The organism is Actinomycetota bacterium (assembly GCA_035759705.1).
Classification (GTDB): Bacteria; Actinomycetota; CADDZG01; order JAHWKV01; family JAHWKV01; genus JAJCYE01.
In genome coordinates this window covers 13,692-34,359 of sequence record DASTUJ010000098.1, presented here as the reverse complement: position 1 = coordinate 34,359, position 20,668 = coordinate 13,692, and the positions used below count along the sequence as shown (strand labels likewise).

Annotated in this window: 22 protein-coding genes; 14 read left to right on the top strand and 8 right to left on the bottom strand. The window is 68.3% G+C overall.

The annotated features are described in order from the left end of the window. The 6 genes from VFV09_06710 to VFV09_06685 all read left to right on the top strand — a co-directional run. Nucleotides 1–1,995 (top strand): alpha/beta fold hydrolase (locus VFV09_06710; GenBank protein ID HEU4867401.1); only part of this gene is annotated, 1,995 nt, incomplete at its 5' end. A 50-nt stretch (nucleotides 1,996–2,045) separates the two neighbouring features. Further along, nucleotides 2,046–3,053 (top strand): SCP2 sterol-binding domain-containing protein, encoded by a 1,008-nt coding sequence (locus tag VFV09_06705; protein HEU4867400.1) that lies wholly within the window; start codon nucleotides 2,046–2,048, stop codon nucleotides 3,051–3,053. A gap of 16 nt (nucleotides 3,054–3,069) precedes the next feature. After that, the gene (locus VFV09_06700) at nucleotides 3,070–3,633 is read left to right on the top strand and encodes a hypothetical protein (protein ID HEU4867399.1); all 564 of its coding nucleotides are present in this window, start codon (nucleotides 3,070–3,072) and stop codon (nucleotides 3,631–3,633) included. Nucleotides 3,634–3,748: 115 nt separating this feature from the next. Then, nucleotides 3,749–4,198 carry a CHRD domain-containing protein gene (locus VFV09_06695; GenBank protein ID HEU4867398.1) on the top strand — a complete coding sequence of 150 codons (450 nt, stop codon included), beginning with the start codon at nucleotides 3,749–3,751 and terminating at the stop codon, nucleotides 4,196–4,198. Between the two features lie 91 nt (nucleotides 4,199–4,289). Further along, complete coding sequence (locus VFV09_06690) at nucleotides 4,290–5,087, top strand: alpha/beta hydrolase (GenBank protein HEU4867397.1); 798 nt, start codon at nucleotides 4,290–4,292, stop codon at nucleotides 5,085–5,087. Further along, the gene (locus VFV09_06685; GenBank protein HEU4867396.1) at nucleotides 5,077–6,294 is read left to right on the top strand and encodes a SpoIIE family protein phosphatase; all 1,218 of its coding nucleotides are present in this window, start codon (nucleotides 5,077–5,079) and stop codon (nucleotides 6,292–6,294) included. Before VFV09_06690 ends, VFV09_06685 begins: the two co-directional genes overlap by 11 nt. A 117-nt stretch (nucleotides 6,295–6,411) precedes the next feature. On the opposite strand, the gene VFV09_06680 is transcribed toward VFV09_06685, so the two are convergent. Beyond that, nucleotides 6,412–7,104 (bottom strand): hypothetical protein, encoded by a 693-nt coding sequence (locus VFV09_06680; GenBank protein ID HEU4867395.1) that lies wholly within the window; start codon nucleotides 7,102–7,104, stop codon nucleotides 6,412–6,414. A 249-nt stretch (nucleotides 7,105–7,353) separates the two neighbouring features. Between VFV09_06680 and VFV09_06675 the strand changes: the two genes are divergently transcribed. Further along, on the top strand, nucleotides 7,354–8,262 hold the full coding sequence (locus VFV09_06675) for an ABC transporter ATP-binding protein (GenBank protein HEU4867394.1): 909 nt from the start codon (nucleotides 7,354–7,356) through the stop codon (nucleotides 8,260–8,262). After that, a complete protein-coding gene (locus tag VFV09_06670; GenBank protein ID HEU4867393.1) occupies nucleotides 8,259–9,032 on the top strand; it encodes an ABC transporter permease in 774 nt (257 codons plus the stop codon). The genes VFV09_06675 and VFV09_06670 overlap by 4 nt, the downstream gene beginning before the upstream one ends. Nucleotides 9,033–9,039: 7 nt before the next feature. Here VFV09_06670 and VFV09_06665 read toward each other — a convergent pair whose 3' ends face one another. From VFV09_06665 to VFV09_06650, 4 genes are all read right to left on the bottom strand, one after another. Further along, entirely contained in the window at nucleotides 9,040–9,375 is a 336-nt protein-coding gene (locus VFV09_06665; GenBank protein ID HEU4867392.1) for a hypothetical protein, read from the bottom strand. Nucleotides 9,376–9,441: 66 nt separating this feature from the next. Continuing rightward, nucleotides 9,442–10,089, bottom strand: coding sequence for a L,D-transpeptidase (locus VFV09_06660; protein HEU4867391.1), 648 nt, complete (start codon nucleotides 10,087–10,089; stop codon nucleotides 9,442–9,444). 72 nt (nucleotides 10,090–10,161) lie between these two features. Further along, complete coding sequence (glp, locus tag VFV09_06655) at nucleotides 10,162–11,373, bottom strand: gephyrin-like molybdotransferase Glp (GenBank protein ID HEU4867390.1); 1,212 nt, start codon at nucleotides 11,371–11,373, stop codon at nucleotides 10,162–10,164. Further along, nucleotides 11,370–11,957 carry a molybdenum cofactor guanylyltransferase gene (locus VFV09_06650; GenBank protein HEU4867389.1) on the bottom strand — a complete coding sequence of 196 codons (588 nt, stop codon included), beginning with the start codon at nucleotides 11,955–11,957 and terminating at the stop codon, nucleotides 11,370–11,372. The genes glp and VFV09_06650 overlap by 4 nt, the downstream gene beginning before the upstream one ends. A gap of 111 nt (nucleotides 11,958–12,068) precedes the next feature. Between VFV09_06650 and VFV09_06645 the strand changes: the two genes are divergently transcribed. The 6 genes from VFV09_06645 (at nucleotide 12,069) to VFV09_06620 (ending at nucleotide 17,949) form a co-directional block, all read left to right on the top strand. After that, nucleotides 12,069–13,133, top strand: a complete 1,065-nt coding sequence (locus VFV09_06645; GenBank protein ID HEU4867388.1) for an MFS transporter — start codon at nucleotides 12,069–12,071, stop codon at nucleotides 13,131–13,133. Beyond that, complete coding sequence (locus VFV09_06640; protein ID HEU4867387.1) at nucleotides 13,133–15,406, top strand: molybdopterin oxidoreductase family protein; 2,274 nt, start codon at nucleotides 13,133–13,135, stop codon at nucleotides 15,404–15,406. Before VFV09_06645 ends, VFV09_06640 begins: the two co-directional genes overlap by 1 nt. Beyond that, nucleotides 15,403–16,002 (top strand): 4Fe-4S dicluster domain-containing protein, encoded by a 600-nt coding sequence (locus VFV09_06635; protein ID HEU4867386.1) that lies wholly within the window; start codon nucleotides 15,403–15,405, stop codon nucleotides 16,000–16,002. The genes VFV09_06640 and VFV09_06635 overlap by 4 nt, the downstream gene beginning before the upstream one ends. Continuing rightward, nucleotides 15,999–16,478: a Rieske (2Fe-2S) protein gene (locus VFV09_06630; GenBank protein ID HEU4867385.1), complete on the top strand. Its 480-nt coding sequence runs from the start codon at nucleotides 15,999–16,001 to the stop codon at nucleotides 16,476–16,478. Before VFV09_06635 ends, VFV09_06630 begins: the two co-directional genes overlap by 4 nt. A gap of 81 nt (nucleotides 16,479–16,559) precedes the next feature. Beyond that, nucleotides 16,560–17,495: an SDR family NAD(P)-dependent oxidoreductase gene (locus VFV09_06625; protein HEU4867384.1), complete on the top strand. Its 936-nt coding sequence runs from the start codon at nucleotides 16,560–16,562 to the stop codon at nucleotides 17,493–17,495. Continuing rightward, nucleotides 17,476–17,949: an SRPBCC family protein gene (locus tag VFV09_06620; protein ID HEU4867383.1), complete on the top strand. Its 474-nt coding sequence runs from the start codon at nucleotides 17,476–17,478 to the stop codon at nucleotides 17,947–17,949. The genes VFV09_06625 and VFV09_06620 overlap by 20 nt, the downstream gene beginning before the upstream one ends. On the opposite strand, the gene VFV09_06615 is transcribed toward VFV09_06620, so the two are convergent. From VFV09_06615 to VFV09_06605, 3 genes are read right to left on the bottom strand one after another with little or no spacing between them, the layout of a single operon-like run. Then, nucleotides 17,900–19,558 (bottom strand): NAD(P)/FAD-dependent oxidoreductase, encoded by a 1,659-nt coding sequence (locus VFV09_06615; protein HEU4867382.1) that lies wholly within the window; start codon nucleotides 19,556–19,558, stop codon nucleotides 17,900–17,902. The two genes, VFV09_06620 and VFV09_06615, sit on opposite strands and share 50 nt — an antisense overlap. Next, nucleotides 19,555–19,938 carry a hypothetical protein gene (locus VFV09_06610; GenBank protein ID HEU4867381.1) on the bottom strand — a complete coding sequence of 128 codons (384 nt, stop codon included), beginning with the start codon at nucleotides 19,936–19,938 and terminating at the stop codon, nucleotides 19,555–19,557. Before VFV09_06610 ends, VFV09_06615 begins: the two co-directional genes overlap by 4 nt. Continuing rightward, entirely contained in the window at nucleotides 19,935–20,477 is a 543-nt protein-coding gene (locus tag VFV09_06605) for a DUF2231 domain-containing protein (GenBank protein ID HEU4867380.1), read from the bottom strand. Before VFV09_06605 ends, VFV09_06610 begins: the two co-directional genes overlap by 4 nt. Nucleotides 20,478–20,668 lie beyond the last annotated feature (191 nt).

Sequence of the window (20,668 nt, the reverse complement as noted above, 5' to 3'; positions counted from 1 at the left end):
ATCCAGCCCTCCGCCACCCCGACCATTCAGCGCCTGGGCGTCGCCGAGAAGCTGGAGGAGGCCGGCGCCGTCCGCAACTCGCTGGAGATGTGGAACCGATGGGGCTGGATCCGCCGGCCCGAGGGCGACGCAGCATACGGCTACAGCCTCCGCCGGGAGGCTCTCGACCCGATCCTGCGTGCGACTGCCGCAGAGACGCCGGGCGTGACCTACCTGCCCGGCCGGACCGCCACCGGGCTGGTCCGGGACGGCTCCCGGGTAATCGGCGTCGAGGTCCGCGACCCCGACGGAAACGTCTCGTCGATCTCTGCCGCGCTGGTGGTGGCGGCCGACGGGCGTCACTCGAGGCTCGCCGAGCTCGCCGGCGTGGGGGCCAAGAAGCTTCCCAACAAGCGTTCCGGATACTTCGCCTACTACGAAGGCATCCCCAACCCGCGGAACGCCGCCCGGACCTGGTTCCTCGACCCCGACGTCGCCTACGTCTTCCCGAACGAGGACGGCATTAGCATCCTGGCCTGCATGTTCGGCCGCAAGGAGAAGCTTGACTGGTTCCGCAAGGACCTGGCCGGCAACATCCGGCGCACGTTCGAGCGCCTCCCCGACGGGCCGGACCTCAGCAACGCCAAGCAGGTCTCCAAGGTCATCGGAGCGGTCGACCTGCCGAACTTCTGGCGGAACTCGCCCCCCGAAGGCCTCGCATTTACCGGCGACGCCATGGTCGCCTCCGACCCGCTGTTCGGTGTCGGGTGCGGGTGGGCGTTCCAGGAGGCCGAGTGGCTGGTGGAGTGCACCGCCGGGCACCTGGGCAGCCGCGAGGAGCTGAAGGATGCCGTGACCGCCTACCGCCGGAGGGTTCGGAGGGAGCTCCTGGCGCACTACCTGATGGTCAACGAGTACAGCCTCAACCGCCGTTACAACCCGGCCGAGAAGCTGCTGTTCTCGGCCGGCGCCAAGGACGCCAAGCTGGCGAACGTCATCCACGACTTCGGGGGCCGGGTCATCCCCGTGAGCAAGCTGGTGTCGCCCGTGACGATGGGCCGCGCGGCGCTCGTCAACCTGCGCTCCCGGTCCGACAAGGAGCTGACCGCACGCAACCGGATCCAGGCGAGCCGGGTCATGAGCCCGCCGGACGAGCCGGGCCTTAGGCGGAGGACGATTGAGGTTGCCGGTATCGAGTCGCCGGTCATCGAGTCCGGTCCCGACGGGGCGCGGGAGGCCGTGGTGTTCGTCCACGGGAACCCCGGCTCTTCCGAGGACTACACCAGACTGGTCGCCGAGGCGGGCAAGCTCGGCCGCGCCGTCGCCATGGACATGCCCGGGTTCGGCAAGGCCGGCAAACCGGCCGGCTTCGACTACACGGTCGAGGGTTACGCCGCCCACCTGGGCAAGATGCTGGACCAGCTTGGCATCGACCGGGCGCACCTGGTGGCCCACGACTTCGGTGGACCGTGGGCGCTTGCCTGGGCGGCCGCCAACCCCGAGGCGTACGCCAGCGCCACGCTGATCGACACCGGCGTGCTGCTCGGCTACCGCTGGCACTACCTGGCGAAGATCTGGCAGACGCCGGTGGTGGGGGAGCTGTTCACCGCCATGTCGACTGCGCCCGCATTCCGTCTCCTGCTCCGCCACGGGAACTCCGGCGGCCTCCCCCGGCCGTTCCTCGACCGCATGTACGAAGACTTCGACCGCGGCACCAAGCGGGCGGTGCTGAAGCTCTATCGCGCTACCCGGGACGTGAACACGCCGTCGCAGCAGCTGCGGGCGGTTCTCGGCAAGATCGAGCGTCCGGTGCTGGTGATCTGGGGGAAGAAGGACCCCTACCTCGGGTACCAGTTCGCCGAGGGCCAGAAGGTCACCTTCCCCAACGCACGGGTCGTGGTGCTCGAAAAGAGCGGTCACTGGCCCTTCGTCGACAACCCGGAGGCAGTGAAAGACGCGCTCATCCCCTTCCTTTCCGAGGCAATGAAGGAGAGCTTCCCGGTGGCCCGCAGCTGACCGGAGCCCGGCCGAAGGTGGTGCGGGTGGGGTCTAAACTGGGCTCGGTCATGGGGAAACGAACGTACGGACAGTTCGAAAGCCTTGCCCGCGCCCTGGACCTCGTAGGAGAACGCTGGACCCTGCTTCTGATCCGTGAGCTCATGCTGGGCCCCCGCCGGTACAAGGACCTGCTCGACGGCCTGCCCGGCATCGGGACCAACCTGCTTGCCAAGCGGCTGCAGGACCTGGAGGCGGCCGGGCTGGTCCGCAAACGACAGATGCCCCCGCCCTCGGGAGCCGTGGTCTACGAGCTGACCGACCGTGGGATCAAGCTCGAGCCGGCGCTACTGGAGCTGGCCCGGTGGGGGATGGAGACCATGGACTCGCCGGCTGCCGAGGACGTTCTCCGGCCCGGCTGGGGGGTTCTCGCCATGCGCTCGACCTTCAATGCCCAGGCGGCCGCCGGCGTGCGGGAAATCTACGAGTTCCGCATCGACGACGACACCTTCCAGCTCAAGGTAGAGGACGGAACCCTGCAGACCTACCAGGGCGCCGTCGGGCAGCCCGACCTGGTGATCTCCACCGATGTGGAAACCCTGATGGCGATGGGCGCCCGCCAGATCAGCCCGGCCGAGGCGGCGGCTCAGGGAAAGGCCGTGATCCAGGGAAGCGAGGAGGCGGGCCTGCGCTGCGTCGAGATCTTCGGGTTCCCGCGGCCCGAGCCGGAGGAAGCCGAAGGCACCCGGGCGCCGGGCTGGGGAGCACTGGCGATGCGGGCGACCTTCCGGCCCGAGCTGGCGCGGGGCGTCAAGGAGACCTACCAGATGGACATCGACGGGGAGGTCTTCAGCGTCACCGTCGCCGATGGGACCGTCGAAACTGCCCAGGGGTGGGCAGCCGACCCGGCGTTCACCCTGACCACCGACGTTAGGACCTTCCTGGCGATCGCCGCCGGCCAGGCGAACCCGCTGGACGTGATCGTCTCGGGCGTCGCCCGGGTGGACGGGAACATCGCCGCCGCGATCCGTTGCATCGAGATCTTCGGTTTCTCCAACCGGGAACCGGGGACGGGTTAGCATCCGTCAAAGAGCTATGAAAACAACCCTCCTCGTCCTGCTCGGCCTTCTGGCGGTCCTCCTCCTGCCGGTGGCGGCCCACGCATCGTGCGCGGTCCAGCTTCCGTTGAGCGAGAGCCTCGCCGCCTCCAGCGTGGTGTTCACCGGAACGGTGGTGTCGGTGGCCGGCGGAGACCGCATCGCCACCGTCCTGGTCGACGAGGTGTGGAAGGGCGGAGACCTTCCCGAGCAGGTGGAGGTCCGGGGCGGCCCGGGCGACCCTCAAAGCATCACCTCGGTCGACCGGTCGTTTGTGAAGGGGGACAAGTACCTGTTCGTGCCGATAAACGAGGCGCCGCCCTTCGAGGACAACGCCTGCACCGCCACCCAGGAGTACTCGCCCGGGCTGGAGAACGCCCGCTCGCTCGACAGCTCAACCAGGGGCGCCGGCGAACAGGTCGACCCGCCGAGCGAAGATGCTAACTCCGTCCCCAACGAGGGGCCGAGCCAGGCCACGAAGGGCCTCATCTTTGCCCTTACGCTCGGCGTCGCGCTGGCCGTCGGATACGTCCTGAAGAGAAAGGCCGGGCGGGCCGCCTGAGCCGGTCCCCGCTTGATAACCTTGCTGGCATAACCTGTGAAGGTCTCTCCGTTTGGCGGCAGCGTTCTCCGGGGAGAGATGACTTGATCGTCACCCGAGAAGAAAGAGGTTCGCCATGAAGAGATTTTCGATACTGGCCCTGGCCCTGGTGGCCGCCTTGTTGCTGGCTTCCTGCAACCCGGGTGACGACGAAGGCGGCGAATTCGACATTCAGCTGACCGGCGCCGAGGAAGTTTGTGACGGCGACACGTGCGGCGGCGACGGCACCGGCGAAGCCGAGATCGAGATCAACTCCGACGAAAACCAGATCTGCTACGACATCTCCCTCGAGGGGGTCCAGAACGTGCAGGCCGCCCACATCCATTCCGGCGAGGAGGGCGAAGCAGGACCCGTTCTGGTCAACCTGGAGTATCCCGAGGGTGAGGACGACGGTGCCGACAAGTGCGTCGACGGGGTCAGCGAGTCCGACCTCGAAGACATCTCGGAGGAGCCGGCGAACTTCTACGTCAACGTCCACTCGGAGCAGTATCCCGACGGCGCCGTCCGAGGCCAGCTGGCAAGCTAACCGCCCTCGAATCGTTCACGACCCACCTCACCGGTCGACCCAGGGGAGGCGGCCCCCCCGGGCCGGGACCTAGAGAGGCAATTCAACAACGATGGGCGTGATCGAAAAGTACAACGTCAAAGTCTCAGGCGCCCCCGACGGCCAGCCGATCGTGTTTGCCCACGGATACGGCTGCGACCAGAACATGTGGCGCTTCGTGGTTCCGGCATTCGAAGACCGGTACAAGGTCGTCCTGTTCGACTACGTCGGCGCCGGCCGTTCGGATGTGGGCTCGTACGACCCGGTCCGGTATTCGTCTCTGGGCAGCTACGCCGACGACGTGCTCGAGATCTGCCGGAGCCTGGAGCTGGACAACGTGGTGCTCACCGGCCACTCGGTTTCTTCGATGATCGGCGTGCTCGCCGTCAACAGGCAGCCGGAGATATTCGACAAGCTGGTGATGGTTTGCCCCTCGCCTCGTTACATCAACGACGGCGACTACACCGGTGGGTTCGGCGAGGCGGACATCCTGGAGTTGTTGGAGTCGCTCGAGAGCAACTACCTCGGATGGTCCAGCGCCATGGCTCCCGTCATCATGGGCAACCCCGACCGGCCTGAGCTGGGCAGGGAGCTGGAGGCCAGCTTTTGCCGAACCGACCCGAAGATAGCCCGGGACTTTGCCCGCATCACGTTCATGGCGGACAACCGGGCGGACCTGGCCCAGGTCAAGGTTCCGACCTTGGTCCTACAGTGCCGCAGCGACGCCATTGCGCCCGTAGGGGTCGGGGAGTACGTGAGGGACTCGCTCCCGCTGTCGTCCTACGTGCTCTTGAATGCCACCGGTCACTGCCCGCACCTCAGCATGCCCAAAGAGACCGCTGAAGCGATCTCAGAGTTCGTTGACGGCTGACACCAAGCCCGCATCGGGGGAGATGAGCGCCGAGGAGGCACTAAAAGCCTTTTACGGAGCGCTGATAGACGACGCCGAGGAGCTCTACGACCGGGCCCCCTGCGGCTACCTGACGACCGCGCCCGACGGCACCATCATCAAGGTCAACCAGACCTTTCTCACCTGGACGGGGTACCGGCGGGACGACCTGGTCGGCCGGCGTTGCCTATCGGACCTGCTGACCCCCGGCGGCCGGATCTACCACGAGACCCACTACGCGCCGATGTTGCAGATGCAGGGGTCGGTTCGTGAGATTGCGCTCGAGATCCTGACGGTGGACGGCAGGCGAATTCCGGCGTTGTTGAACTCGGTGCTCGAGAGGGACTCGGCGGGCGCCCCCGTGGTGGTTAGAACCGCAGTCTTCGACGCCACCGAACGGCGAAAGTACGAGCAGGAGCTGTTGAAGGCGAAGGATCGCGCGGAGGAGTCCGAGCGAAAGGCCAGGCTCCTGGTACAGACGCTGCAGCAGACGCTCATACCGCCCGAACCACCGGAGATTCCCGGCCTTGACGTGTGTGCTGCCTACCGGCCGGCGGGTACCGGCGACGAGGTCGGCGGCGACTTCTACGACGTGTTCCAGATAGGGCCGGGAGACTGGGTGATCGCGGTCGGAGATGTGAGGGGCAAGGGCGTGGACGCCGCGGTGGTGACTGCCCTAGCGCGTTACACGATTCGGGCGGGAGCGGTTTCCCTCGAAAAGCCGTCCGAGGTCCTGGGTCTCTTGAACGACGTTCTCATTAGGCACGCGTCCGACCGATTCTGCACGGTGTCGCTGGTGCGGCTGAAACAGCAGCAGGATGGCTCCTGGTTGGGAGCCGTCAGCTGCGGAGGCCACCCCCTGCCGCTGCGGGCCAGAAGCGGAGGCCCGGCGGAGCCGGTCGGAGTTTTCGGCTTGCTGCTGGGCGACTTCGAGGCGCCAAAGCTCCACGATCGGGACTTCACCCTGGCGCCCGGGGATGCCCTGGTCCTCTATACGGATGGGGTTACCGAAGCGAGAGGCACCGAGGACTTCTTCGGCGAGGAGCGCCTGGAGGAGGCGGTGGAGCGCCACGCCGGCTCCGCGATGGGCCTCACCGACGGAATCCTCGACGCGGTGCTGGCGTTCCAGGATGGCTTGCCCCGCGACGACATCGTGGTCGTTGCCCTTCAGGTTCCAGAACTGCCGTAAAAACAAAACTGGCCCCTAAGGGGCCAGTTTTGTCATGCAGTCGCTATTTGGTCCCGGCGTGTCCGATCGTCGGTGGTCGCGATGCCTGCCGCTGAGATTTGACAGATCGTAACGAGGTCACTCGTCGCCGCCACCGCTGTCGCAGTTGTTGTTGTTGTCGGCGTCCGCGCATACGTTGCCGCTGTCGCCCGTGTCTCCGCTGTTGCCGCTGCGTCCACCGTTGCCGCCGTCGCCGGACTCGCCGCCTTCGCCGCCTTCGCCGCCGTCGCCCGACTCGGCGTTCCCGCCGTGTCCGTCGCCGCCGGTCCCGCCGGTGCCGTTACCGCCGGAGCCGCCGTTGCAGCCGCCGCTGTTATCGCCGCTGCCGTCACAGGCGCCGTCTCCGCCCGCTCCGCCCGCTCCGCCGCCGCCGTCGCCGCCGCCTGTGGTTGCGCCGGCAAATGCGCCGCTCCCACCTGCGGCACCGCCGCCGCCGCCTGCCCCGCCGTTACCGCCGCCGGAGCCGCCTGCGCCACCTGCGCCTGCTCCGCCCCCGCCGCCGTCACCGCTTCCACCGGTTGCGGCACCACTCCCGCCGCCGTCACCGCCTTCGCCGCCGTCGCCGGAAGCTCCGCCTTCGCCTCCGTCGCCGGTGGCTCCCGATTCGCCGGTTTCACCGCTGGTCAGGTCGAACTCCTGAGTGCAGGCCGTTTCGTCCGGGCCCGGGCCGTTGGCGTCGCAGTTGTTCTCCGCCGATGCCGTCGGCACCAGCAGCATGGCCAGCATCGCCATCATCACTGCCAACTTCAGATACTGCCCGAATCTGTGCATGGCAACTCCTAGCTAGGGGGCGTCCCGGGGCTTGAGCGCCGGTTGATTCTTAATGACGAATGAGATCGCCCGTTCCGGACGACTTGCGTACAACGTATGCCCTTGCCGGCTTACATTCAAGCCTCTCTATTCGAATTCTAAGGATTGGTTTTTCAGAGCCGGGCGAATGCGCGGGAGCGGGCCCCATCGTGGGTAGACTGACAATTCACCCTTTGAGCGGGCGGGAGAACTCAAACGGCCGATCCAGCGATTGAAATCAGCGGGCTGCACAAGTCCTACGGAGGGCTCAAGGCGGTTCGAGGCGTAGACCTGGAGGTCGCCGAGGGCGAGGTCTTTGCCCTCCTGGGCCCCAACGGCGCCGGCAAGACCACCATCGTCGAGATCCTCGAGGGATTCCGCAGCCGGGACTCCGGGGAGGTCAGCGTCCTCGGCCACGACCCCCGGGACGCGGACCCGGCTTTCAAGTCCCGGATCGGGATCGTCCTGCAGTCGACCGGCATGGACCCCTACCTCACGGTCGCCGAGACCCTGGAGCTGTTCGGGGGCTACTACCCCAACCCCAGGTCGCCCGAGGAGATCATGGAGCTGGTAGGGCTGACCGAGAAGGCCGACGTCCGGGTCACCAAACTTTCCGGCGGGCAGCAGCGGCGGCTCGACGTCGGCGTGGGCCTCGCCGGCGACCCGGACCTGCTGTTCCTGGACGAGCCGACCACCGGCTTCGACCCCGGCGCCCGGCGCAGCGCATGGGAGATGATCAAGGGCCTGGCGGACATCGGGAAGACCATCTTTTTGACCACCCACTTCATGGACGAGGCCCAGTACCTGGCCGACCGGGTGGCGATCATCTCCGCGGGGCGGATCATCGCCCAGGGATCGCCGGAGTCACTGGCGGGCCGGGACGCGGGCGCCACGATCATCCGCTTCAAGCTGGCCGACGGCGCCGCACTGCCGGGCCCGGTGCGGGCGACGGCCCGGGAGTCGGGCGACTTCCTGGAGTTCTCCACCGCCAACCCGGTGCACTTCCTGCACGAGCTGACCGGGTGGGCGCTGGCCCACAAGGTGTCGCTCGAGGGGCTGGAGGTCAACCGTCCCAGCCTGGAGGACGTGTACCTGGAGCTCACCGGGGCGGAAGCGCCGGTTGACGAGGAGGTCGAGTGAGCAGCGCGGCTCTGGTCCTGCGGCAGGTCCGGTTCACCAACAAGGCGTTCTGGCGCAACCCTGCCGCCGCCTTCTTCACCTTCGCCTTCCCGCTTTTGTTCCTGGTGATCTTCACTACCCTGTTCGGTTCGGCGGACATCACCATCAACGGCCACGACGTCAGCGTCGCCACCTTCTACATCACCGGGATTGCGGCTTTCTCGGTGATCACCGCCTGCTACACGAACATTGCGATGAGCCTGACCTTCGCCCGGGACCTCGGGGTGCTAAAGCGCGTGAAGGGGACCCCGCTGCCGGGTTGGGCCTACCTGGTCGCCCGCATGCTCCACGCAGTCGGCATAGCGATCCTGCTGGTGGCTATCTGCCTGGTGTTCGGGATGCTGCTCTACGACGCCGAGCTTCCCGGCAGCTCGATCCCGGCGTTCATCGTCACGCTGGCGGTCGGCGCCGCCTGCTTCTCGGCGCTGGGGATGGCGGTGACGACGATCGTGCCGAACGCCGACGCCGCCCCGGCCATCGTCAATGCGACGATCCTGCCGCTGCTGTTCGTCTCGGACGTGTTCATCCCGCTGCAGGATCCGCCGGCCTGGCTGGACATGGCCGGAAAAATTTTCCCCGTCCGGCATTTCAGCGAGGCGATGCAGGAGGTGTTCTTCCCTTCCGCGGGGTCCGGAGGGTTTGCGCTGACCCACCTGGCGGTTCTGGCTGCCTGGGGCGGGTTGGGACTGCTGGTTGCCATCCGGCGGTTCTCCTGGGAGCCCCGCCGGTAAACAGGCTTTACTCGGGGCGAAGCTCCCCGCCGCACTTGGCGCACTGCTTGGAGAACTTCATCGCACGCCAGCCGCAGTCGACGCAGATCTTGCCCGGGACGTCGGTGTAACCGGAGAAGCCGGGAATCTTGAAGCCGTTGGTGAAGACCTTCTGGTCCCGAGCGATTCGGGGCTTCAGAGTCTCCCGGCTGATGTCGGTGAAGTCGACCTCCACGTCACCCTTGACCGGCTTGGCCTTGATCTTCGAGTCCGACGAACGCATCTTCGCAGCCTCAGCAGCGGCCTCGGTGCCTTCTTCGAGGTCCTCGTCGATTTCTTCTACCTGCGTGGTGTCTTCAGACATGGGGCCTCCCAGCCGACTTGGAAAGAATTTGCGCGCTGACCATCCTACCCCGCGGCCGGTTTACGCCTAGTTCGGGACGATTACCGGAGTGCCGATCTGCGCGAACTCCCACATCACCACCGCGTCCTCGTATCTCTGGCGGACGCAGCCGAGGCTCTGATAGGTGCCCAGCTGCTCGATGCTTTGAATCTTGGCGCCCCGGCGGTTGACCGGGATCGAGTGGAAGCCGATGGGAAGACCGGCGGTGCGGACGAACCGGACCATGTACTCCATGGTGATGCCCGGCCGCTGGGCGCGGGCGTGGCGGGAACGGGAGAAGACCGAGTAGGAGCCGGGGTTGGGCTCGCCGGCGCGGCCGGAGACCAGCCAGGTGCCGTGCAGCGAACCGTCCTCGTTGACCAGCCAAACCCTCTGCTGGCTGACCGAGTAGACGACCCTCCTGCCGGCGCCGGAGTTGGCCGGTATCGACGAGGCGTCCAGCGTCGCCGCAGGTGCGGCGGCGGCTGCGGGAGGGGGTGGGACGTCGCCGGGCGGGGGCGGCGCAGGAGCTGAAGCCTGGGCTACAGGGGGCGGCTTCAAGCCGAGCAGTCCAAGGATGTCGAGGGACCCGATTCCGTCGGCAGCCGCGGCGGTGCCGGTGAGCGACGCCAGGAACATGCCGGCCAGAAGGACCGTAGTGGCGAATCGTTGCGAAAGGGTTCGTCGTATCTTCATTGTGGGCACTCTTTTCCCCGCTTCGTAGGATCTTAAAGCTCGAAGTTCACCGGGTCCGGAGTGGGGAGCGGGTTACCACTCTCGAATCGAGAGTACTCTCACCGGCTCTCCTGCGTTCAGCCCGGCGCCCGGCGGCACCTCGGCCATGCCGTCGGACTGCGCCAGCTTTGCCAGCTGATTGGAGCGGCGCTGCTCCCTGCTGCACGCAATCAGTTGTGGTCCGGACTCCGTCAGCCGTACCGGCACGAACCGCACGGATGCCGGCGCAGCCTCCAGGGCGCCGTCCAGGGTGGCGTTCAGGTAGTCGACCGTTGGTGGGAGGCCCATCATCTTCTTCAGGGCGGGACGGACGAACAGCTCGAAGGACACCAGCGACGCCATCGGGTTGCCCGGCAGGCCGAAGAACGGCTTGTCACGGAATACTCCGAACGCCTGCGGGCGGCCGGGCTGGACTGAAACCTGCACGCAGCCCACCTCTTCCCTGCCCTCGAACGCCCGCCGGACGGGGTCATCCCGGCCTGCCGACACGCCGCCCGAACACAGGAGGACGTCTCCGGGCGGAGCGGCTTCCAGCGCCCGGAGCAGCGCGCCCGGGTCGTCCGGCACCCGCCCGGCGTAGGTCGCTTCGCACCCGGCCCGGCGAACGAGTGCCCGCAGCATGAACGAGTTCGATTCGTGGATCTGGCCCGGCCCGGTATCCCCGCCGCCCTCCACCAGCTCGTTCCCGGTGGAGAAGACGACCACCCTCGGGGTGCGGTAGACCGCGACCTCTGCGAACCCCGCCGCGGCCAGGGCGCCGAGGTCGGCGGCTTCCACGCGCCGCCCCGCCTCGACCACGAGCTCGCCCGCCAGAAGGTCCTCGCCTGCCGGGCGGACGTTGCGGCCCGGACGGGAGGGGACGCAGAACCATACGGCGCCCCCCTCGACCCGGCACTCCTCGACCGGGACGACGGTGTCGGCCCCCTCAGGCAGCATGCCGCCGGTCGGTACGGCCACGGCCCGGCCCTCGAGCACCTCGGCGTGTGGGGCGCTCCCCATCCGGACCTCACCCTCGATCTGCAGCGAAACCGGAACCCCCTCGGCGGCTGCGGCGATGTCCGCGCTTCGCACGGCGTAGCCGTCCATCGCAGAGGAGGGGAAAGCGGGCAGGTCGTGGGGCGAGGCCAGCCGGCCTGCCAGCACGCAGCCGTATGCCGTGTCCAGGGGGACGGTTACCGGCCGGGGCTCCGGGATGCGTTCCAGAATGCTCTGTCGGTACTGCTCGATCGAAAGAAGAGGCCTCAACGGATCGCCTCGTTGGCCGCCCGCAGTTCGGCCGGGGTGTCGACGTCGGTCAGCGCCGCAGGGCCGGCGAGGTGGCTCCAGCTCTGCTGGTCGACCTCCTTGACCTCGATCTCGTCCAGAAGGCTTCCCATGGAAAGCCGGCCGGCGGCAACCAGCCTCTCGGCCAGCGGCAGCACGCTTGCGGCGTAGCAGGCGGCCAGGGGCTGAAGGCGGCCTCCCGACACGGGTACTGCCGCCTGGGCGCCCCCCAGCTCCGATGCCACCAGCTTCAGCAGGCCGGCGGTGAGAAAGGGCATGTCGCACGCCACCAGGAGCACCGGCCCGCCGAATCCTGTGCCGGCCAGGCGCCTCATCCCGATCGCCAGCGCAGCCAGGGGACCCCGGCGGTCGTCCTCGACGGTTTCCAGGCCCAGCCCCGGGTCCGGTCCCACGCAAAGCACCGGGGAGGCCGCTTCCAGCAGGGCCGTCCCGGCCAGCGTCCCCATGGGGACCCCGCCGACCGCCGACCGGGCTTTGTCCTCGCCCATTCGGCGCGACGTCCCGCCGGTCAGCAGAAGGCCGTGCGGCCCGGTCACTTTGTCCATGTTCGGAGGGTAACCCTCCGCGGGGGACCCGTTTGGGCGAAAACGGCGACTTTACCTGAAGGGAACTGAGAAGAAACATCGACGTAATGTCCCGCTGGGACTCTTGATCGGGTGAGCGACCACCCGATCTCCCGTCCCGCGTCCCCCTCCTTCCCGGTTGCGCCGTCCCGGAACCGGGGTGCCCTGACCGCGGGAGCCGCCGCCGCGCTGATTCTGACGGTTGCGATTCTGGCCGGCAGCCGCAACCTGGACAACTTCGACGTCGCCCTGCTCGGCTATGCGATCGGCACCATCTTCCTGGGGTTCGGCGTCGCCTACCGCACGGTTCTTTGGGCGCAGAGCCCGGCCGCCCGGCGCTACCTGCTGCGGGGGTGGAAGGCGATTCTCAAGCCCGGCCCCGACCTGCCGAAGTCCGAGGTGCCCAAAACTGTGGTGTCGACCCTTCTGCTGCAGCGGTTCATCGCCGAACGTAGCACCGCCCGCTGGCTGGCCCACCAGGGCCTGTTCTGGGGAGTGATATCGGCGACGCTGATCACCTTTCCGCTGACCTTCGGCTTCATCCACTTCCGGGCGGTGGCGGGCACCGAAAGCCTCTACTGGATCTACATGAACGGCGTCCGCACGATCAAGATCGATGCTCTGGGCATCGTTGGCTGGATGATGTTCCACGGGCTGAACTTCTCCGCCGTGCTGGTCATCGGAGGCGGGGCCTGGTTCCTCCACAAACGCTGGACCGAGCGGGGAAACAACCTCACCCGGTTCGGCCGGGACCTGCTGCCGTTGCTGGCTTTGATCGCCATCTCGGTCACCGGGCTGCTCCTGACGGTTTCCAGCGCGCTGATGGACGGGTTCGCCTACCAGCCGCTGGCGTTCATCCACATGTGCACCGTGGTCCTTACGCTGGTCTGGATCCCGTTCGGCAAGTTCTTTCACACGATCCAGCGCCCGGCGATGATCGGCGTCCACCTGCACAAGCAGGCGTCGCTGGCCTCGGGCGGAGCGCTCGCATGCCGGGAGTGCGGGGCCGGGATCGAGGGCGCCGTGTTCGTGAGCGACCTCCAGAGGACCATGAACGAGCTCGGCCTGGACTACGCCGGCTGGGTCGAAACCTGCCCGGCGTGCAAGCGCATCGCCCGGGGCGCCCAGTACAGAGACCGGGTAAAGGCGGGGTTCTGATGAGAAAACAACTGCAGATCCTTGCCCCCGGGGTCGCCGCCTTCCGCAAGGAGAAAAACCGCCCCGGCAACTACGTCTCGGCGGAGCGGGGCGAGACGATGGTTGCCACCCACTGCTGCTACTGCGGCGTGCAGTGCGGCATGTACCTCAGGGTCTCCTCCGACGGCAAGGTTTTCGGCGTCGAGCCTCGCAACCACGACATCAACAAGCTGAAGCTCTGCCCCAAAGGGGTGACGGCCTACCAGCAGGTCAACCACCGGGACCGGCTGACCAAGCCCCTGATGCGGGACCGCCGGGGCGACCCGCTTCGGGAGGTCACCTGGGACGAGGCCCTGGACCGGGTGGTCAGCGAAATCCGCCGGATCCAGAAGACCTACGGCAACGACGCTTTCGCCGTCTACTCCGGCTCCAGCCTGGCCACCGAGAAGTGCTACCTGATGGGCAAGTTCGCCCGGGTGGCGCTGGCGACCAAACACGTCGACTACAACGGGCGCCTCTGCATGGTCTCGGCCGCCGCCGCCAACAAGAAGGCATTCGGCGTCGACCGGGCGGCCAACCCGTGGTCCGACATGCTGGAGGCCGACGTCATCATGCTGCTCGGCGCCAACGTGGGGGAGTGCTTCCCGGTCGCCACCCAGTACTTCTGGGGGGCCCGCGACTCAGGAGCCAAGCTGATCACCGTCGACCCCCGGGAGACCCCGATCGCCCGCACCGCCGACATCCACGTCCCGGTCCGGCCGGGCACCGACGCCGCGTTCCTGAACGGCGTGCTGCACGTGATCGCACGGGAGGGCCTGGTCGACACCGAGTTCATCCGCTCCCGGACCACGGGCTGGGACGCGGTCAAGGCCGGGCTTCCCTTCTACACCCCGGAGAAGACCGGCGAGATCTGCGGGCTGGACCCGGCGCTCATCGAGAAGGTCGGCCTCACCTGGGGACGAGCGAACAAGGCGATGGCCTTCCACGCCCGGGGGATCGAGCACCACATCCAGGGCGTCGACAACTGCCTGACCGTCATCAACCTGTGCCTGGCCACCGGCCAGTTCGGGGCCCCCGGCAAGGGCTACGGCACGATCACCGGCCAGGGCAACGGCCAGGGCGGGCGGGAGCACGGCCAGAAGTCGGACCAGCTTCCCGGCCAGCGGATGATCGAGGACCCGGCCGCCCGGGAGCACATCTGCAAGGTGTGGGGGATCACCGACGACGAGCTTCCCCGGGCCGGCACTTCGGCGGTCGAGATGGTTCACCAGGCCGAAGCCGGCGAGATCAAGGGGTGGCTCGGCATCTGCAACAACCCGATCGTGTCGATGCCGTCCGCCGGCCGCATCGCCGGGGGCTTCGACAGCCTGGAGTTCCACTGCCAGATCGACTTCTTCCTCTCCGAGACCTGCGACCGGGCCGACGTCGTGCTCCCCGGCACCTCGTGGGCCGAGGACGAGGGCATCTCGACCAACGCCGAGGGCCGGGTGGTCAAGTACAACAAGGCCTCCGACCCTCCAGGCGACGCCAGGCCGGACTGGTGGATCGTCTGCGAGATCGCGCGGCGCCTGGGCCGCCACGCCGACAAGTTCGGGTTCGAAAGCTCCCGGGAGATCTTCGAGGAGCTGCGGATCGCCTCCAAGGGCGGCCAGGCCGACTACTCGGGCATGACCTACGAGCGGATCGAGGAGACCGGCGGGATCTTCTGGCCATGCCCCTCCGAGGACCACCCGGGCACGCCTCGCCTCTTCGAGGAGCGCTTCCACCACCCGGACGGCCTGGCCCGATTCCACGCCGTCGAGTGGCGCCCGCCGGCGGAGGAGGTCGACTCCAAGTACCCGCTGAAGCTGACCACCGGACGCACCGTCGCCCACTACCTGTCGGGCAACCAGACCCGCAGGATCGACGCCCTCGTCCAGCAGACGCCCCGCCCGTGGGTGGAGGTCCACCCGAGCCTGGGTTACGTCAACGGGGACCCGGTGAAGGTCAGCACCCGCCGGGGGTCGGCGACCTACCCGGCCCTGGTGGTGTCGACCATCCGCCCGGACACCGTCTTCATCCCCTACCACTGGGCGGGCCGGGTGGCGGCCAACCTGATGACCGTCGACGCCCTGGACCCGACGTCGAAAATCCCCGAGTTCAAGGTGTGCTCGTGCCGGATCGAGATGGGGACCGAGATCGACATCCCCCCGGCGCCCCCGGTCCCGCCGGGCGGCCAGGTCTACGAGGAGGTCGGAGCATTCGACAAGCGGCAGCCGTCGGCGCCGCAGGGAAGGGGAACCGGCCGAGGATGAGGAAAAAAGCGCTGTTCATCGACCCGGGCCGGTGTATCGGGTGCCAGGCGTGTGTCGCGGCGTGCCGGGAGTGCGACTCCCACAAAGGCCGCTCGATGATCCACCTCGACTACGTCGACATGGGCAACTCGGCCGCCGCCATGCCCACCGTCTGCATGCACTGTTCGGACCCGGTCGCCCCCTGCGCCCAGGTCTGCCCGGTCGACGCGATCCCGGTCGGCACCGACGGGGTGGTGGGGACCGCTTCGCCCGAGCTGTGCATCGGCTGCGGCAACTGTGTCCACGCCTGCCCGTTCGGGGTCCCCAAGCTCGACATCCCCGAGATGCTCCAGTACAAGTGCGACCTCTGCTACGACCGCAGCTCGCAGGGACTGCTGCCGATGTGCGCTTCGGTCTGCCCGACCGATGCCCTGTTCTACGGCACCTACGACGAGCTGGTCGCGAAGCGCCCGTCGGCCAAGGCGATCGACGTCTTCGACTTCGGCAACCAGAGCGTGGTCACCGGCAACGCGCTGGTGGCGCCGGCCGGGGGCGAGGACGTGATCCCCGGGGGCTACAGCGTGTGGAACGAGTTTCTTTCCGAGGAGAAGGTGTGACCGCCACCCGGCCCCCGGAGAGCCGGGAGAAGCGACTCAAGGAGGGAGGGCTCATGTCCCGGCGGGACTACCTGCGGATGCTGGTGATCGCATCGGGCGGGCTTCTGATCGGGACCGCAGGGCTGGCATCGGGCGTCTTCCGCCGCCACGGCGCCGGCGCCGGTCCCGCAAAGCTGGTGGCCGGCTCGGTGGGCAAGGGAAAGATGGTGACCTTCTCCTACCCGGGCGATGACGACCCCGTGATCGCCATGCGGTTGAACGACGGGGAGCTGGTGGCGTTCTCGTCGGTTTGCACCCACCTGTCCTGCGCCGTCCTCTGGCGCCGGGAAGAGGGAGTGCTGGAGTGCCCCTGCCACAAGGGCATCTTCAACGAGCGCACCGGGGAGGTCGTCGCCGGGCCGCCGCCCCGGCCGCTGCCGAAGATCCGGCTGGAGGAACGTGCCGACGGGGTCTACGCGGTCGGCACTGAGGAGTAGGCATCTCCGGTTGACCTCCCGGCTGCCGGGGTAACTAGGTGCCGAGGCGCGCACAGAGCGCGGGTACATCGGGAGAAACTTTTGGAAATCAATTCGCAGACGGTGGCCGTAGTGACCGGCGCCACCAGCGGGATCGGCAGGGAGACAGCCCTCGCCCTGCTGGATGCCGGCGCCTCGGTCGTCGCGGCGGCCCGAGGGGTCGAGGGGCTATCCGATCTGGAGCAGCTGGCCGGCACGCCCGACCGCCTGGTGACCGTCCCGTGCGACGTCTCCGACCCGGCCACCGCGCCCCGCCTGGTGGATGCGGCCGTCGACCGGTTCGGCCGCATGGACGTCTGGGTCAACAACGCCGCCGTCATGAGCTTCGGCAGCTTCGAGCAGACCCCGGCCGAGTCCTTCCGCAGGGTCATCGACGTCAACCTTTTCGGCTTCGTCAACGGCGCCCGGGCGGCACTGGCTCAGTTTCGCAAGCAGGGCTCGGGGATCCTGGTGAACGTCTCGTCGATCCTCGGGAAGCTGACCGGGCCGGACATGGCGCCGTACGTGACCAGCAAGTTTGCGATCCAGGGCTTTTCGGAGGTTCTGCGAACCGAGCTGCGGCGCACCAAGGGCATCGAGGTCTGCAACGTGCTGCCCGGAGGCGTGAACACCGCCCTCTACCGGCAGTGCGCCAACTACTCCGGCCGGTTCGTCCGGCCGCTGTACCCGCTCCAGTCGCCCGACGCCGTGGCTAAGGTTGTCCTGAAGAGCATCCGGAACCCCCGAAGGGAGCGAAGGGTCGGCAAGGCCGGCCGCCTGCAGCTTCTTAGCCACCACGTCTCGCCGGGCATCTACGAGCGGGTGATGGCGGTTGCCTTCCCCCGTGCCCTGTTCAGCCGGGCCCGGGTACCGGTCGACCCGGGCAACCTGTTCGCTCCGGTGCGCCGGTCGACCGAGGGAGTGAAGACCCGCCGGCTCGCAATCTTCGGCTTCCGGGTCGCCAAAGAGGGGGAGATGCATGTCACGCAACCGAATTGAGCTCCCCGCGAGCCCGGAGCAGGTCTTCGGGGTCCTGATCGACCCCTACTCGTTCCCCAAGTGGGTCGTGGGAGCGAAGCGCATACGCGGCATCGACCCGGACTGGCCCCGCCCCGGGTCGGCCTTCCACCACACCAGCGGCGCCGGCGGCGAGCTGACGGTGAAGGACAAGACCGAGATGGTCACCATGAACCCGCCGATGAGCCTGGTGCTGCAGGCCTACCTGAGGCCGCTCGGGATCGTCCGGATCCGCATGCTGCTGGAGCGGGGTGCGACCGAGGGGACCACGCTGTTCACCATCCGGGAGGCGCCGGCCCCCGGCACCAAGATGACCAGGGTCAAAAAGCTGCTGGACCCGGCGCTGTACCTGCGAAACAAAAAGTCGCTGCAGTGCCTGGAGAAGCTTATCCGGGAGACCGCCCCGGGCCCCGAGTCCGCAGCCAAAGCCGGCTGACCGCCGCCCCGCCGACCCCGGCCGCTCCGTAGGGCGCCAGCCTCTTCACCATGTGATCCCGCAGGGCGGTTTTTGCCGCGTTGGCTCCGGGGGCGCCGTGGACCCCGCCTCCCGGGTGGGCCGACGCCGAGGCCAGGTACAGCCCCTTGACCGGTGTCCGCGCCCCCGCCATGCCGGGCGTCGGCCGGAAGACCACCTGCTGGTGAAGCTGGGCGGTGCCGCCGCCGAGGGCGCCGTTGACCAGGTTCTCGTTCGCCTGCTCGAACATCGGAGGGGTCCTCACGAAGGTGCCGGTTATCCGGTCCCGGAAGCCCGGGGCGTGTTTCTCCACCTCGTTCTCGACTCGCTCCAGGTACTGCTGGGTTTCGTTGTCGTCCCACTTTCCGGTGATGTCGCCTCCGCAGTCGCCCCGGATCTGCTGCGGGACGTGGGTGTACGCCCACACCGTCTCGGTGCCCTTGGGCGACCGGGTTGGGTCGGCGACGTTCATCTGCCCGAGCACCAGGTATGGCTGCCCCGGGATCTTGCCCATCGCCAGCTGAGCGGACGACTCGGTCAGGTGGTCCATGCCGTCGGCGACGTGGACGGTTCCGGCCCTTTTCGCCTGCTCGGCGCGCCACGGGATCGGTCCGTCCAGCGCCCAGTCGACCTTCACCGTCCCATTGTCGAACTGGAAGTGGTGCAGGTCGTCCAGCAGTTGGGCCGGCAGGTGCGACTCGCCGACCAGGCTGAGGTACAGCGCCGGTGCCGCGACGTCGGCCAGGACCGCCCGGCGGGCGCGGTGGCGGGTCCCGTCGGCGGTGGTGACGCCGACCGCGCGGCCCTTGCGGATGTCGACCCGGTGGGCCCGGGCGTTGCAGACCACCCGGCCCCCGCGGGCCTCCAGCCGGCGAACCATCGACCCGGAGAGGTTTCCGGCGCCGCCTTCGGGCACCGGGAAGTTGAACTGCTGGCCCAGGGAGCACAACAGCAGCCCCAGGAAGCCGCTTCCCGGCACCTCCGGTGGGATGTCGGCGTGCAGCGCGTTGCCTGCCAGAAGCAGGCCTGCCTCCTGCGACTTGAAGCTCTCCTCGCACATCCGGCGGATGGGGAGGGTCCAGAAGCGGGTCTGGCGGAGCAGCCGGGAGGGCCCGAGCCTGGCGGCCAGGCGGGCGGCGGCGGCGGCCGGGGGGAACGAGCCGAGCAGTATCCGGACCAGGTCCTCGCCCACCTCCTCCCACACCCGGTACATCCCACGCCAGGCCTCGCCGTCTCCTTCGGCGAACGACTCCAGCGACGCGACCGTCTCCTCCAGCTTGTCCGACAGAACGGCGCACCGGCCGTCGAGCATCGGGTGGGCGACCGCCAGCGGGGCGCACCGCCACCTGAGTCCGTGCTCCTCGAGTCGCAGGGCGGTTATCGCCGGGGAGGCGACCGCGAACGGGTAGAAGGCGCTGAACAGGTCGTGGACGAACGCCGGGTTGCCGGTCAGGGGGCCGCTCTTGACCGCCCCTCCAGGGGTCGCCTGCGCCTCCAGGACCAGCACGTCCCACCCTTCGTCCGCCAGGTAGTTGGCGGCCACCAGGCCGTTCGGCCCGGCGCCGATGACTATCGCGTCCGGGTCGCTCACCGCGAGCTGCTCGCCTGCTGCGCCAGCCAGGCACCGACCGCTGCGCCGCAGACCCCCGATGCCGCAACGGCCACCCGCGGGTTCCGGAGGTCGGCCGAGAATGCCCGGACAGTAGCCAGGGCGTCAGCCGTGTCGGCAAGGACGCCGACCTGCAGCCACACCGCGCTGCCGCTGTCCCGGCTGAGCGCGACCAGCGACCCGATTCCGAGGGCCAGGTCCCGGGCGCCGATCGCGATCCCCATGGCCTTCACCGACTTCGGCTCGTGGTCGACCCCCAGCCAGAAGTTCATCGCTCGCCCGGGCGCCAGGACGGCAGCGCTGCCGATAACCACCCGGCTGAGCCCGAGGGCGTAGGCGACCTTGCGGGCGAAGGGGGTCACTGCCCGGTTCCGATCTCGCCGGCGGCCACTCCGCGGACGTGGGACATGTGCCCGCCGACGTAACCGTCGGCGAATGCGATCAGGCCGGCCGCCACTCCAAGGAGGCTCCCGCTGCCCCCGCCCCGGCGACGCAGGTAGGAGGCGGTGTACAGCCCGATCGACGAAGAGATGCTCGCCAGGTGCACCAGGCCCACCCGCCGCTGCTCGACCCGATCCTCCTCCGCCCACTCCAGCAGGCCGGTCAGGTAGGCCGGGATCGCCACCAGCAAGCCAAAACCGAGGAGCCGCCGGGCCGGGCGTGCCGAGCCCTCCGGGCCGAACAGGTCCAGGAACGAGGCGGCCATCCAGGGGCCCTCGACGAAATCGGTGAGCAGCGGGTGGAAGGAGTGCCCGAGCCAGTCGCCCCGCAGCGCGTCCCGGACCGGCCCCCTGGGCAGGGCGCCGTCGACGCCCAGCCGAATCAGATCGGCCACCGGATCCAGCCCCCTCGACGACTCGATCCGTTCCATCGCCTGCACCAACGCCTTACCGGTATCCATCAGGGTCCCCCGCTCCTAAGCATCGGCGCCGCTCGGAAATCACCCTGGTTCGATACCCACAATGCCGGTCCCCAAGCGAGCCGCCGAAAGGTTGAGGGAAAGCAACCACCGGCAAATATCGGGTAATCCCCGCGAAAAACCGGGGGAACAACAACGTTACCGGAACGAAACCTTGGTTAAACCTCGCCGCA

What these genes read in the sequence shown, in the direction of transcription:
- VFV09_06690 (HEU4867397.1), top strand. Translation starts at nt 4,290, where the DNA reads ATGGGCGTGATCGAAAAGTACAACGTCAAAGTCTCAGGCGCCCCCGAC.
- VFV09_06620 (HEU4867383.1), top strand. Translation starts at nt 17,476, where the DNA reads ATGTCACGCAACCGAATTGAGCTCCCCGCGAGCCCGGAGCAGGTCTTC.
- VFV09_06680 (HEU4867395.1), bottom strand. Translation starts at nt 7,104, where the DNA reads ATGCACAGATTCGGGCAGTATCTGAAGTTGGCAGTGATGATGGCGATG.
- VFV09_06640 (HEU4867387.1), top strand. Translation starts at nt 13,133, where the DNA reads ATGAGAAAACAACTGCAGATCCTTGCCCCCGGGGTCGCCGCCTTCCGC.
- VFV09_06605 (HEU4867380.1), bottom strand. Translation starts at nt 20,477, where the DNA reads ATGGATACCGGTAAGGCGTTGGTGCAGGCGATGGAACGGATCGAGTCG.
- VFV09_06665 (HEU4867392.1), bottom strand. Translation starts at nt 9,375, where the DNA reads ATGTCTGAAGACACCACGCAGGTAGAAGAAATCGACGAGGACCTCGAA.
- VFV09_06635 (HEU4867386.1), top strand. Translation starts at nt 15,403, where the DNA reads ATGAGGAAAAAAGCGCTGTTCATCGACCCGGGCCGGTGTATCGGGTGC.
- VFV09_06700 (HEU4867399.1), top strand. Translation starts at nt 3,070, where the DNA reads ATGAAAACAACCCTCCTCGTCCTGCTCGGCCTTCTGGCGGTCCTCCTC.
- VFV09_06705 (HEU4867400.1), top strand. Translation starts at nt 2,046, where the DNA reads ATGGGGAAACGAACGTACGGACAGTTCGAAAGCCTTGCCCGCGCCCTG.
- VFV09_06650 (HEU4867389.1), bottom strand. Translation starts at nt 11,957, where the DNA reads ATGGACAAAGTGACCGGGCCGCACGGCCTTCTGCTGACCGGCGGGACG.
- VFV09_06695 (HEU4867398.1), top strand. Translation starts at nt 3,749, where the DNA reads ATGAAGAGATTTTCGATACTGGCCCTGGCCCTGGTGGCCGCCTTGTTG.
- VFV09_06660 (HEU4867391.1), bottom strand. Translation starts at nt 10,089, where the DNA reads ATGAAGATACGACGAACCCTTTCGCAACGATTCGCCACTACGGTCCTT.